Genomic DNA, 11,924 nt, shown 5'->3' with positions numbered 1-11,924 from the left:
AGCAGTGGGCTTCAGAAGTATAATATGAACTTATACTTCTGAAGCCCTTTTACTTAATCCTACGGCTCTCGTACGTATGTGGTACTAGTTATTTGCTATGGCAGACAGGATGAGGTTTAAATTTATACTTATCGCAATAAACTGGCTGATTGCTTTCTTAGCTGCTCCACACCTATCTTCTGCAACGGCCGCTGCTCTACCAACCGATACAACTTCTCGGCCTGCCATAAACCTAGGTGTATACGGGCATTACGGCTTTATCATCCCCCACTCCCAAGACATCAGGGACATAGCCGATTCAAACCCATGGGGAGTATCCGCTGATTTAAGTCTGCATTATTCTGACAGCGCTGCTTGGCAGTACCTGCAGGCCTACCCCAGGCTGGGGGCTAGGTTTGCCTACTACAATTTCGATAAACCGGATGTGCTTGGAAATGCTTATGCCATTATACTTTATGTAGAGCCTTTCCTGTCGGCCCATAAAAAGTTCAGCCTGTCTTTCAGGTTGGGAGGCGGCTTGGCTTACATGAACAAGGTATTCCATCCCATCTCTAACCCCGATAACCTTTTTTACAGTACCAAAATCAGTTTTCCGCTCATGGCAAACCTGATGGCGAACTACAGGCTGAACGACTACCTGCTGCTTCGCGCAGGCGCCACATACAAGCACATATCCAATGGTGGTATAAGGCAACCGAATAAGGGCATTAACTTTCCGTCGGCCTCGCTAGGTATAGATTATGCCATAAGGCCGGCGCACTTTCCGCAGCGCCAGCCAATTAAAATGACAAACGGAGAGCGAAAACGTTATTACCTGTTAGCCATACTTGGCACTATGAAAGACCGGAAAGATATCCCCTCTGACAAATTGCCACTTGTGGGAGCTACAGCCTACGCCAGTCAGAAATTTGGCAGGCTAAGCGCCTTTACTGCCGGTGTTGAGTGGGTAGCTGATTATACGCTTAAAGAAGACCTGGAAGACAGGGGCAGAAATGAAGACTTCCAGAGAGGTGCTTTACTTGCCGGCCATGAGCTTTACATTGGCAGGTTCAGGTTTAGCCAGCAATTGGGGGTATACGTTTACTCCCCTGCCAAAGCACGCGATCCGGTGTACCAGCGTTACGGCCTGGAATACCATACGGCTAAAAAAGTATACTGGGGCATTAACCTGAAAGCACACCGCCATGTAGCCGATTTTTTGGATGTACGGGCAGGACTAAGACTGAAATAGCTTTAACAAAGTATATATGGGATTATCAGCCGCTTTATGATTTTCCATCTTTAACCCAAGAAATTATTTGTTAAATCATTAATTACCACCAAATTTGCAATGTAATTCTTCAGGCTTACAAACTTGAAGATTTACAGCAGCCACTATCTAACTATGAAAAATGAAGTATTATTTCACCCTGCTATGCTTGGCATACAGCATGGCAATGCATTGTGCGCAGGCACAACTCATAAAACCTATCAAAATAGACCAATTTGGCTATCCTTCACTGGCCAAGAAAGTTGCAGTAATTAGCAGTCCGGTAACAGGTTATAATGCAGGCGACTCTTACACTCCATCCTCTACCTTAGAAGTTAGGCGTAGTTCAGATAATGTAACGGTGTTCAGCGGAGAGCCTGTAGCATGGAACAGCGGAGTTGAACATACACAATCTGGAGATATGGTGTGGTGGCTTGATTTTAGCGCGCTAATTGCACCGGGCGCGTATTACATTTACGATCCTGTTAGTGCTGAGCGCTCTTATACTTTCGTGATTGAAAACTGCGTGTACAATGATCTGCTTAAACAAAGCATGCGTACGTTTTACTACCAGCGTTGCGGAGTTGCTAAGGCTACTCCTTATGCCGGCACCAAATGGGCCGATGCTGCCACCTGCCACCTTTCTGCCAACCAAGATCTGAACTGCCGTGCTATAGCCACTCCTACAGATGCAACCACTGCCAAAGATTTATCAGGTGGTTGGCACGATGCAGGCGACTACAACAAGTACATAAATTTTGCCTCTGAAACCCTGCACCATCTGTTATCAGCTTACGAAGAAAAGCCAAATGTTTGGGGAGACAACTACGAACTACCGGAGTCTTACAACGGCGTTCCGGACATACTGGATGAGGTAAAGTGGGAGTTGGATTGGTTCCTTAAAATGCAGCAGGCAGATGGCTCTGTGCTGCACAAACTAAGCGTTGACAATTTTCAGACAGCATCGCCGCCCAGCAACGATAAAGCCGCGCGCTATTACGGAGCAGCCAGTACTTCTGCCACACTGGCTACTGCCTTAGTACTTGCGCACGCAGCAATCATCTACAAGAAATTTGACATCAAACACAGTGACGGCACACCCTACCATACAACCTTGCTAACAGCCGCAGAGAAAGCCTGGGTATGGGCCTCAGAAAACCCTGCTGTGGTCTTCAGCAACACAGGCTATAAAAGTGCTACAAATGAGTTAAACGATTACCAGCGCTTAGCAACCAAAGTATCGGCAGCCGGCTACCTTTTTGCTGCCACAAATAATACTGCTTATCAAACCTTCTTCGACAGCAATTATACTTCTGTGCACCTAGTGGCTTGGCCATCGGCTTACCCTTTTGAGCCTATGTACCAGGACGCCCTTTTATACTATGCAAACTTAAGCAACGCTACCAGTACAGTAGCTTCTAATATTCGTTCTAAGTATGCCAATTCTGTTAAAGGCGAAAGTGCGAACAACTTGCCGTCTTACATAAATAATGTTGATGCTTACCGTGCCTACCTGAAGGACGGAGACTATGGTTGGGGCAGCAACAGAACCAAAGCACATCAGGCGCTCCTCTACACAAATATGCTGGTTTACGGTTTTGACGCGGCCAATGCCGAAAACTATTCCAATGCTGCTTTAGGGTATGTTAACTATTTGCATGGCGTTAATCCGAATGGCCTTGCCTACCTCAGCAACATGGGTGCATTTGGAGCAGAAAACTCTATTAATGAGTTTTACCATGGCTGGTTTGGAGACGGCACTAATTGGGATAATGCGAAAACCTCGCTATATGGTCCTGCTCCGTGCTTTTTACCAGGTGGCCCAAACCCTGATTTTAAAGCAGATGCTTCTTATAGCGGCCCCACACTTTCACCGCCACTTTACCAACCCATCCAAAAAAGCTATAAAGACTGGAATACCTCGTGGCCTGAAAACTCGTGGTTTATTACAGAGAGCTCTATTCATAATCAATCGGCCTATACCAGGCTTTTATCTCACTTTGTAGAGCAGGATGCCTGCAGTGCACCTATGTCAGTAAATCTACTGTACTTTAAAGCACAGCCGCAAAAAGAAGGTATAAAATTAGAATGGAAAGCTATTGCCGACGAAGCTACAGTGTTTAAAATAGAACGTTCTGAGGATGGGCAATTCTTTGAGACAATTGCAGCGCAAGATGGTCTGCCAACTGGCAATGCCAAGGTATACAGCACCTGGGACACAACGCCTAAACCATCCCATAACTTTTACCGCATAAGCTATGTGACAGGACTTAATACCATGACCTACAGTAATGTTATTACCATAGATTTGTCTGGCATTAACTCTAAAACTGATTTTGAAGTAAGCCCTAATCCAGCCGAAAATAGCATCAGGCTGCACACGTTTGCCGATGTGAAGGAAGTGCGCATCACAAATCTGATGGGAAAAGTGGTGTACCAGAACACCTTTACCAAGGAAGTAAATGTTTCTTCTTTATCGGCAGGGTTGTACGTGGTGCAACTTGTATCACAAAATGGTGCCCCGCTGGCAAGCCGGAAGTTTCTGAAAAAATAGCTAAGGCTTAGCTGGAGTGGTCAGCTACTATTTTCCAGCCATCTGCAAAGCGTTTAAAGATTACAGAAAAATGACCTTCCAGGTCGCCTTTTGCTGCTTCGCGCTTTAGGTGCCACTTGCCAACCACAAGTATAGCATCGGGAGACAGTTCACGCATTTCCTTCAGATCGAAAGAAAGTTTGCCCATGGCCGAGGCATCCGGGTAGCTGCGCTTATAGTTATCCAGTGTCTGCTGCCAGCCATAGGTCAGTCCTTTGGAGCCTACAAACAGCAAGGAGTCCGATTTCCAGTAGCCTTGCATGTAGCACTCTAAATCGCCGCGGCTCCAGCAGTTTGCCTGTTCATCCAGTACCTTTTGTACTTCGGCTCTGGCAGCTGCTACATCTTGCGAAGCTGTTTTTGTTGCAGAAGTACAGGCTGCTAGGAACAGAAGTACTAAGCTTGCAAAAATGGCTGTTCTATTTCTTTTCATCTTCAGCTGGAAGTATGGACTTGATATATGTAGTACCACCCAGGCGGCCCATAGCGCGGGCTATTTTAGTTCGGCGGCGCAACGTATATCCCGATGGATTTTTAGCTGAGAATTTGATCGGGTTTGGAAGTACCGCGGCAAGCAAAGCAGCCTGCTGGCGGCCTACGTCTTTGGCTGGCTTTTTAAAGTACTTTTGCGAAGCGGCTTCTACACCAAACACCCCGTCTCCCATCTCAGCTATATTCAGGTACACTTCCATAATACGCTCTTTCCCCCACAGTAGCTCTATCAGCACAGTAAAGTAAGCCTCCACTGCCTTCCGGAAATAGCTGCGCCCATGCCACAGAAACACGTTTTTAGCTACCTGCTGACTGATCGTGCTGCCGCCTCTGATGTTGCCCCCCTTCCGGTTACGCTTAAATGCATCTAGGATAGCTTCCACGTCAAAGCCACTATGCTGTAGGAAAAGCTGATCTTCCGATGCCACAACTGCCAACGGCAACTGCTCCGACATCTCTTCCAGCTCTACAAACTTATAGGCAATTTGCGGGTCCTCTTTACCCGCAGTACCGGCCTCTGCCCTGCGCTTGATCATGTGCAAGGTGGCAGGCGGCGATACCCATCTGTACAAAAGCACCCAGGCTATACTTAACAGGAATAGGCTTAGCATCAGCTTCACAAATAGCAGTCTTATTTGCCTAAGGCCTACACGTTTTTTGCTCATTAGTAAGGTTGGTATTGGAGGGGCAAAGGTACAGAGTTTAAAATATTTATCAAGGAGCCTTTGAGCAAGAAGTAAACTAAAGTCTAACACAGCGCAGCCAAAACCGTAAGTCAAAAGCACTAACAATTATAAACTCTTAGCCCAGCTGCTGCGCTATCATCTCCAGATAAAGTATGGCAAAATATCTTCCGTTGTTTCCGCTAAGCATAGTGGTGTTTCCCGGCGAAAAACTTAACCTTCACATTTTTGAGCCTCGTTACAAACAGTTGGTGCTAGACTGTATTGAAAATGAAAAAACCTTTGGCATACCCACCTATATACAAAGTAACGTGGGCGTTTATGGTACCGAGATGGAGATTTTAGAAGTAGAAAAAACACATGCTAACGGCGAGATGGACATCCGAACAAAGGGTAAAAATATATTTAAGATTGAGCAATTTGATAAGATGGCACCCGGACGACTATATGCCGGTGGGCAGGTAGAAGTTTTTGAGAATGACTTTCAGGAGGATATCATGACCAAGCTCAAGATTAAAGACTTACTGCAAAAGCTTTACAATTCACTGGGCCTTGAGAAGCTGTTTACTGATCTTTTGGAGGATTTCAAAAGCTATGACATCGGGCACCACCTAGGGCTGAATACAGAACAGGAATATACATTGCTGCAGTTGCGCACCGAAATTGAACGCCAGGAAGCCATACTACAGCACCTGCAGCAGGTAGTGCCTATTGTAAAGGCAACCGAGCAACTTAAAGAACGCGTAAAACAGAACGGTCACTTTAAAAACCTGACGCCTCCAAACTTTTAGGCGTTCCAGCGTTTTATACTTTATGCTCACATACTTTCTCATCATACTACCAACCCTGTTCCTGGCTTACATTCTGTTTAGCTATGTGCAGGAGCTTAAGTATAAACGAAAGCCCTATTACAAATTATCTGATATAGGATGGCAACACTCGCAGCCTGACGCTGATGCCCGGGTAGTACACGCTGTGGCCATGCTTGGAGACGTTGGCGCCATTGCCACCGACGGCACTGACCCCGTACTGCAGATGCTGGAAACCTGGCAGCAGGATAACCCCACCAATAGCACTGTCCTGTTTTTAGGAGACAACCTTTATCCTATTGGTTTACCGCCAGAGGGTAACCGGCATCGCCAACTAGCTGAAGATAGGTTGAACGTTCTACTCGATCACTTTAAAGGATTTGGAGGTCAGGGAATCTTTATAAGCGGCAACCACGATTGGATGAAAGGGCGAAAGGGCGGCTATCAGCAGATGCTGCTGCAGCAGAACTACGTGCTAGAGCATGGTAGCGAAAACGTGCTGTACCTGCCTGAAAACGGTTGCCTCGGTCCTGTAACAGTGCAACTGGCGGAGGGACTGCTGCTGCTGGTGCTTAACACGCAGTGGTGGGTGCAGCGCGGCGAAAAACCTTTAGGAAAAAAAGATGGCTGCCCCCATGAATCCCTCAACGATTTCTACGCGCATTTAAACCAACTGCTTCGCCAAAACAGGCACCAACGCATTCTGATTGCGGCACATCATCCGCTCTACAGCAACGCCCTGCATGGAGGCAAATTTACTGTAAAGCAACATATTTTCCCGCTTACAGCTGCACACAAGCGTTTTTACATTCCTTTGCCCATCTTTGGCTCTATTTACCCGTTTTACCGGCAACTGTTTGGCGCCCACGAAGACATGGCCCACAGAAAGTATAAAAAAATGCGCCGGCGCCTGCTCCGGATCTTCCACAGGTATAACAACATTATTTACGTAGCCGGCCACGACCATAACCTGCAGCACTTCGAGGTACAGCAGAACCACTACCTCGTGAGCGGCTCCGGCAGTAAAACAGCGTTTGTAAAAAAGGGCGGCAGGGCTACTTTCACGCTTGAGCAGCTGGGTTTTTTTACGCTTAACTATTACGACAACGGCGAAGTATGGATAGAAGCCCGCATTAACTCGGCAGAAGAAAAAGGTGGACTGGTTGTATTCAGGAAAAAACTGGAAAGTATACTGCAGCCACAGCTAGCATAAGCGGGTTTCACAGGTTGTTTTTACTCCTCTGTTTCCGGATGCGGAAGTATAACTTTCAGGCTTTTAGGATGCATCTCTACTTTTAGTTCATTCTCCAGTTCAACCGGCTCTCCGTCTATGTGCATCACCTCATGGTCAAGGTTATAAATGGTGGCCCTGCGGCAGCTTATTTTTCGGGTATATACAGAGGTGTCAATGCTATCGGTGTAAAGTTTATAAAGTATACCCAACCCTGCAGGTTTAGGGAAAGGTTCTATCAGACAAATCTCAAACTTACCGTCGTTCAAAATACCGTTTGGGTTTATGTTGGCGTTGCTTCCAAAGGCATTTGCGTTGGCGATAGTCACCATAAAAGCTTCTCCCTCGAAAGTATCTACGTCTGTTTCAATACGGTAATGCTTCGGAACGTAACCCATATACTCCTGTAGGGCAATCCAGGCATATGAACTCGGCCCCCTGCTGTCGCCCTCACAAAAACGCTTTACTACTAAGGCGTTAAAACCAAGGTCGCTCAGATGTATGGATGGTACACCGTTAATAGTGATAGTATCAATGTTACGGATGATATGGTTATGGATGAGGTCCAATGCATCTTCCGTGTCCTGGGGTATGTTCAGGTCCTTTGACAGGCCGTTTCCGGAGCCGAGCGGAATAATGCCCAAAGGCGTGTTCGTGTTAATGAGTAGGCTACCTAAGATGTTCACAGTGCCGTCGCCGCCGGCCGCATAGGCAGCATCATACTTTTTGTTGGCCAGCATCGTCTTTATCTTATGCTTATCGTCTTCGCCTGTGGTTCGGTATATATCACAATTTATGTGGTGTTCCTTGCACTTCTCCATAATCTCCTCCTCCAGCGCCTCTTTTTCTACGTCACCTGAGATCGGATTTATTACTACCAGTATGTTGTGATGCTTTTTCTGTTCTTCCATAGTTTGCGGGTGATGTCATTACTACAGCCTGAAATACGTAAATGCCGTAACTAAGTGGGCTAAAAAAAGAAAACTAACTCCTTTAATGAAGTTAGTTCCCTCTGCCAGCTTAACTGGCAATGCTCGTAAATCCTTATCTTTTAGATCCTGATGATCCGGAAGAACCAGAAGATCCTGATTTGTTAGATCCAGATGATCCGGAAGTACCAGAAGATTTAGAAGTTGAGCCCATAGAGCTGCTGCTCTTAGCCTGAGGTGACTTCGAAGTGCTGGACTTAGAAGACGATGATGATGAAGAAGAGCTTGATTTATTAGTATCTCCCTTCTTGTTTTGGTTTGTTGCCATAATTTAAATTGTTTTCATAGTTAGTTAAAAACTAGCTGCAGTTATCACATTACCGGGGTAATGTACCGAGGAGGCAACAGGCGCCAAGGCCGTGTTGTACTTCTACTTATACACCACCTTTTATTTAAAGTTGTGTTTTAAGCCGGTTTATTGTACAAGATCAGAAGGCAATCCATTTGGGTATTCCTCTTCTATTGCCTGCTGGATCTGAGAAATGCGGTTACCCGGGTTCGGGTGCGTTTGCATGAACTCTGGTCCGCGGGTTCCACTGCTTGCCTGCTCCAGTATTTCCATTACCCGCATCATAGCGCGAGGGTCGTAGCCTGTCTTGCCTGTTAACCTAACAGCCAGCCTGTCGGACTCCAGCTCATCTTCGCGTCCGTAGCTCATGTTCAGCAGCTTCCCGATCATGGCTGCTGCAATGGCACCTGTTCTGCTGGCAGGGTTATCGGGGTCATAGGTGGCAATGGCCGCTGCGCCGGTTAAGCCCTGGGTAAGCTTTGCCTTTGCCAGCTGCTCTGCCGAGTGCCTTGCAACCACGTGGCCAATTTCATGGGCCAGCACACCGGCTAACTGCGCTTCAGACTCCAGGCGTTTTAATAACCCCGCTGTGATAAAGATTTGTCCGCCGGGTAGCGCAAAGGCATTTACCGTTTGTTCATCTGCCAGCAAATGAAAATCAAACTCATAAGGCGTATCGCTTACCTGGGTGCTTTGTACCAACTTTTGGCCAATAGCTTTCAACTGTGTCGCCGCTTCTCTGTCGGGGTGTAAGCCACCGTACTGCTCTGCCATCTGCGGAGCTGCCTGCAAACCGAGGGCAATCTCCTGCTCTACGGTCATGTCAACGTGCTGCTCTTCGCCGGTAAACTCATTTTCCTGGGTGTTGCACCAATATGTAACTAACGATACTGCGGCAATTAATAGAGCTATTATAAATTTTATTATGCCTCTCATTGTCCTATTTCATAGTTTTCTTGTTTGCTTATTTTCACCCCATCTCGCTAAAAGAGTGTTTTATAATACTGTACGATTTCTGGTGCAGTAGAACTAAAAGAAGAACTACAAAAAGTATAACAAGCTTCAGATACTGGAGGTATCAGCAGCAGAGAATCATACTGTAAATACTATTTCCTAGCCTGATATAGTGTATAATTTATACTTAGCAATAGCAATTCCGTAATACGATTAAAATTGCCCTGAGGGGTAAGCTGAAGTTTAATTTAAACTACATAACTATGAATATGAAAAGAACCTTTGGTGGTGTACTGCTAATTTTGGGCATCATCGGGATTATTTGGGGAGCCTATGCCTTTCTGATGGGAGGTGATGGTGTAGCGGTTGGCCAATACACGGCTGCTGTTCCGTTTATTGTAGGCCTGATTTTCTTCTTTTCAGGTATCAGTCTGATAAAGACTATAAAAGACGAAGCCTGAGCAGGTAATAAATAAAAAAAGTCCCTTTGGTATTAGCCAAAGGGACTTTTCATATACATAAGTTTATTCTATTTTATTCTATACAGTAACCAGATCGTCCAGGTCATTCGCTGCAAAAGCATTTATAGCAGCTTCCTGATCTAAATAATTAGAAGAGTAGTTTTTTTCATTTCCATGGATGTACATTACTGTCTTATTCTTAATGGTCTCAATCACATCTTTTGAAATTTCCCTTGGTACAGCCGGGCATCCCAAGCTGCGGCCCAGGCGGCCATTCTGCTTTATAAAAGCTTCGGTAGCATAATCAGCTCCATGTACTACTATAGCACGCGTCATAGCGTTTGAGTTATACTCCTTGTCCATGCCCGATAGCCTTAATGATAGGCCATGCTTGCCATAATAAGTAGCATCTGTTAAATAGAAACCTACGCTGCTCATATAAGAGTTAGGCTGGTTAGAAAATTTATCTGCTGTTACGTTTCCAGTATTGCGTCCGTGCGCCACCAACGTATTAAATAAAACTTTTTTAGACTTCAGGTCGATAATCCACATGCGCTTATTGCTGCTTGGCTTTGTAAAATCGACAACTGTAAGTATAGAGTTGGAGGCTGATGCTAATTTTTTGTTCTTGAAGTTCTGAAAACCTACATATGCATTTCGGAACACCTCATAAGACAAACCCTTCTCCTTTAAACCAGCCTGCTGATAAACACCTTGCACATGCGCGTCAAACGCCATTACCTTTTCGCTAAAAGATAAGGTAGAACCATTACGGTTTGCGGCTTTATTTAGTGAGGTTGATATTTCAGGTGAATTTTCTGCTGCTGGAGAAATAGGTGCTGTAAATGATAATAATCCGAGGGCTAAAGAAGTAAGAGCAATTCTTAACATAGATATTTATTAAGCTTTAGGTTTACGCAATCATAAAACCAACAGGTAAAAGAGTACAAATTGTTCCGGTTAAGGTGTAATTCGTGTAAATTCTTTCTTTTATTCCGGACATTTTTATACTTACATCAAGGCATAAGCAACTTGTTTAGAGGCGTTTGGTAGCATCACCTGCTAAAGATAGACAGAATCGGTTTGTTTGAGATAAACATGTACCTTTGCCACGCGGTTATTTAGCAGTTAAACTTAGTGTTGTTATGATAAAACGATTAGTACCCCTATGTTTATTGTTTTGCCTGCAGCTAGCAGCCTGCGGTGTGCCTGACAGTTTAAAAGGCTTTGACAGCGAGACCTGGAAGAATGACCGCTATGCTTGTAACGGAAAACGCCAAAGCATGACCGGAGAGTTTGAAAAAATACGGAGAGAACTATACGGCAAGAAAGAATATGTGGTACGCAACCTGCTGGGCAAGCCAGATAGCGAGAGTTTGCTGGAGCGCAATCAACGTATCTACTATTATTACCTGGAATCCGGCACACAATGTCAGGAGCGCCGCAAAATGTCTGAAGCTAACTGGGTGGAGGTGCGCATAAACCCCACTGGCAAAGTTTCGGAAGTAACCTATAAAAACCCGCTATAACAGAAAGGCCCGAGATGATACTCGGGCCTTTCTGTTATAGCGGTTAATTAGTCTTTTGCATTGTCGCTTACAAACCGTGTTTGTTTACTTTCCATCTCCAGGTACAGTCTCATTTGCTTTGGGTCTAGCAAAGCCCCCAATGCCTTGTCTGTTTCAAGGTTGATGGCATAGATGGTTTTAGATCGAAGAAGCTCATCCTGCTGGTGCGTCTTCTCCGCCTCCTCTATTTGTTTAAAACGCATTTGGTTTAGCTGCACTACCTGCTCATATTGCTCTTTAGATAGGTTAAGTTCGTTTTGCAGATCCATGGCGATCATGTCGGCACCCTCTACTTTCACCTCCAACACCTTCTTATCTAAATAGGCATCTTCGTTAATCTTTATTAGCTGTGCGCTTGCTGTAGTGCACATACCAATTGCAAAAGCTAAAAGTAAAATCCTTTTCATATTTACTTATTTTTTTATTCTCCCCTGCGGCCAATCTGCTCTAAGGTATCCTGTAGTTAAAACGACAAAACAAAAAGTTGGTTTGGTATTTTACAGATTATTTTTATACTTTTCCAATACTACAAAAATATAGTACAATAGATATTTGTTATACTTTTAGCATACATACTTTAACGCAATCAAGAATATGGCTCAAATA

Annotated in this window: 13 protein-coding genes; 6 read left to right on the top strand and 7 right to left on the bottom strand. The window is 45.0% G+C overall.

Going from position 1 to position 11,924, the window contains the following annotated elements:
* The first annotated feature begins 97 nt into the window (after positions 1 to 97).
* On the top strand, positions 98 to 1,231 hold the full coding sequence (locus H8S84_RS01280; RefSeq protein WP_230407011.1) for an acyloxyacyl hydrolase: 1,134 nt from the start codon (positions 98 to 100) through the stop codon (positions 1,229 to 1,231).
* Between the two features lie 199 nt (positions 1,232 to 1,430).
* Positions 1,431 to 3,803, top strand: coding sequence for a glycoside hydrolase family 9 protein (locus tag H8S84_RS01275; protein WP_187065466.1), 2,373 nt, complete (start codon positions 1,431 to 1,433; stop codon positions 3,801 to 3,803).
* A gap of 7 nt (positions 3,804 to 3,810) precedes the next feature.
* Here H8S84_RS01275 and H8S84_RS01270 read toward each other — a convergent pair whose 3' ends face one another.
* Both H8S84_RS01270 and mtgA read right to left on the bottom strand, forming a co-directional pair.
* Positions 3,811 to 4,275, bottom strand: a complete 465-nt coding sequence (locus H8S84_RS01270) for a DUF4440 domain-containing protein (RefSeq protein ID WP_187065465.1) — start codon at positions 4,273 to 4,275, stop codon at positions 3,811 to 3,813.
* Complete coding sequence (mtgA, locus tag H8S84_RS01265; protein WP_187065464.1) at positions 4,262 to 4,999, bottom strand: monofunctional biosynthetic peptidoglycan transglycosylase; 738 nt, start codon at positions 4,997 to 4,999, stop codon at positions 4,262 to 4,264. Before mtgA ends, H8S84_RS01270 begins: the two co-directional genes overlap by 14 nt.
* Before the next feature lie 173 nt (positions 5,000 to 5,172).
* Here mtgA and H8S84_RS01260 point away from each other — a divergent pair, with 173 nt between their 5' ends.
* Positions 5,173 to 5,808 carry an LON peptidase substrate-binding domain-containing protein gene (locus H8S84_RS01260; RefSeq protein WP_187065463.1) on the top strand — a complete coding sequence of 212 codons (636 nt, stop codon included), beginning with the start codon at positions 5,173 to 5,175 and terminating at the stop codon, positions 5,806 to 5,808.
* A gap of 22 nt (positions 5,809 to 5,830) precedes the next feature.
* Positions 5,831 to 7,039 (top strand): metallophosphoesterase, encoded by a 1,209-nt coding sequence (locus H8S84_RS01255; RefSeq protein ID WP_187065462.1) that lies wholly within the window; start codon positions 5,831 to 5,833, stop codon positions 7,037 to 7,039.
* 20 nt (positions 7,040 to 7,059) lie between these two features.
* On the opposite strand, the gene H8S84_RS01250 is transcribed toward H8S84_RS01255, so the two are convergent.
* The 3 genes from H8S84_RS01250 to H8S84_RS01240 form a co-directional block, all read right to left on the bottom strand.
* Positions 7,060 to 7,968 carry a diacylglycerol/lipid kinase family protein gene (locus H8S84_RS01250; protein ID WP_187065461.1) on the bottom strand — a complete coding sequence of 303 codons (909 nt, stop codon included), beginning with the start codon at positions 7,966 to 7,968 and terminating at the stop codon, positions 7,060 to 7,062.
* A gap of 133 nt (positions 7,969 to 8,101) precedes the next feature.
* On the bottom strand, positions 8,102 to 8,314 hold the full coding sequence (locus H8S84_RS01245) for a hypothetical protein (protein WP_187065460.1): 213 nt from the start codon (positions 8,312 to 8,314) through the stop codon (positions 8,102 to 8,104).
* A gap of 147 nt (positions 8,315 to 8,461) precedes the next feature.
* Positions 8,462 to 9,271, bottom strand: coding sequence for a M48 family metalloprotease (locus H8S84_RS01240; protein ID WP_187065459.1), 810 nt, complete (start codon positions 9,269 to 9,271; stop codon positions 8,462 to 8,464).
* 281 nt (positions 9,272 to 9,552) lie between these two features.
* Here H8S84_RS01240 and H8S84_RS01235 point away from each other — a divergent pair, with 281 nt between their 5' ends.
* On the top strand, positions 9,553 to 9,750 hold the full coding sequence (locus H8S84_RS01235) for a hypothetical protein (protein WP_187065458.1): 198 nt from the start codon (positions 9,553 to 9,555) through the stop codon (positions 9,748 to 9,750).
* A 78-nt stretch (positions 9,751 to 9,828) separates the two neighbouring features.
* Here the strand turns inward: H8S84_RS01235 and H8S84_RS01230 are convergent, their stop codons facing one another.
* Positions 9,829 to 10,641, bottom strand: a complete 813-nt coding sequence (locus H8S84_RS01230; RefSeq protein WP_187065457.1) for a murein L,D-transpeptidase catalytic domain family protein — start codon at positions 10,639 to 10,641, stop codon at positions 9,829 to 9,831.
* 254 nt (positions 10,642 to 10,895) lie between these two features.
* Here H8S84_RS01230 and H8S84_RS01225 point away from each other — a divergent pair, with 254 nt between their 5' ends.
* The gene (locus tag H8S84_RS01225) at positions 10,896 to 11,279 is read left to right on the top strand and encodes a hypothetical protein (RefSeq protein ID WP_222621549.1); all 384 of its coding nucleotides are present in this window, start codon (positions 10,896 to 10,898) and stop codon (positions 11,277 to 11,279) included.
* Between the two features lie 47 nt (positions 11,280 to 11,326).
* On the opposite strand, the gene H8S84_RS01220 is transcribed toward H8S84_RS01225, so the two are convergent.
* A complete protein-coding gene (locus tag H8S84_RS01220; RefSeq protein ID WP_187065456.1) occupies positions 11,327 to 11,725 on the bottom strand; it encodes a hypothetical protein in 399 nt (132 codons plus the stop codon).
* Between the last annotated feature and the right edge of the window lie 199 nt (positions 11,726 to 11,924).

The organism is Pontibacter cellulosilyticus (genome assembly GCF_014306105.1).
In the GTDB taxonomy this organism is placed as follows: Bacteria; Bacteroidota; Bacteroidia; order Cytophagales; family Hymenobacteraceae; genus Pontibacter; species Pontibacter cellulosilyticus.
The sequence above is the reverse complement of the archived record's forward strand: the minus strand, read 5'-3'. Positions and strand labels throughout refer to the sequence as shown.

Excerpts from the sequence above, each read along its gene's own strand:
- H8S84_RS01275 (WP_187065466.1), top strand. The coding sequence starts at position 1,431 with ATGGCAATGCATTGTGCGCAGGCACAACTCATAAAACCTATCAAAATA.
- H8S84_RS01270 (WP_187065465.1), bottom strand. The coding sequence starts at position 4,275 with ATGAAAAGAAATAGAACAGCCATTTTTGCAAGCTTAGTACTTCTGTTC.
- H8S84_RS01280 (WP_230407011.1), top strand. The coding sequence starts at position 98 with ATGGCAGACAGGATGAGGTTTAAATTTATACTTATCGCAATAAACTGG.
- H8S84_RS01240 (WP_187065459.1), bottom strand. The coding sequence starts at position 9,271 with ATGAGAGGCATAATAAAATTTATAATAGCTCTATTAATTGCCGCAGTA.
- H8S84_RS01255 (WP_187065462.1), top strand. The coding sequence starts at position 5,831 with ATGCTCACATACTTTCTCATCATACTACCAACCCTGTTCCTGGCTTAC.
- H8S84_RS01260 (WP_187065463.1), top strand. The coding sequence starts at position 5,173 with ATGGCAAAATATCTTCCGTTGTTTCCGCTAAGCATAGTGGTGTTTCCC.
- H8S84_RS01225 (WP_222621549.1), top strand. The coding sequence starts at position 10,896 with ATGATAAAACGATTAGTACCCCTATGTTTATTGTTTTGCCTGCAGCTA.
- H8S84_RS01245 (WP_187065460.1), bottom strand. The coding sequence starts at position 8,314 with ATGGCAACAAACCAAAACAAGAAGGGAGATACTAATAAATCAAGCTCT.
- H8S84_RS01230 (WP_187065457.1), bottom strand. The coding sequence starts at position 10,641 with ATGTTAAGAATTGCTCTTACTTCTTTAGCCCTCGGATTATTATCATTT.
- H8S84_RS01220 (WP_187065456.1), bottom strand. The coding sequence starts at position 11,725 with ATGAAAAGGATTTTACTTTTAGCTTTTGCAATTGGTATGTGCACTACA.
- H8S84_RS01250 (WP_187065461.1), bottom strand. The coding sequence starts at position 7,968 with ATGGAAGAACAGAAAAAGCATCACAACATACTGGTAGTAATAAATCCG.
- mtgA (WP_187065464.1), bottom strand. The coding sequence starts at position 4,999 with ATGAGCAAAAAACGTGTAGGCCTTAGGCAAATAAGACTGCTATTTGTG.
- H8S84_RS01235 (WP_187065458.1), top strand. The coding sequence starts at position 9,553 with ATGAATATGAAAAGAACCTTTGGTGGTGTACTGCTAATTTTGGGCATC.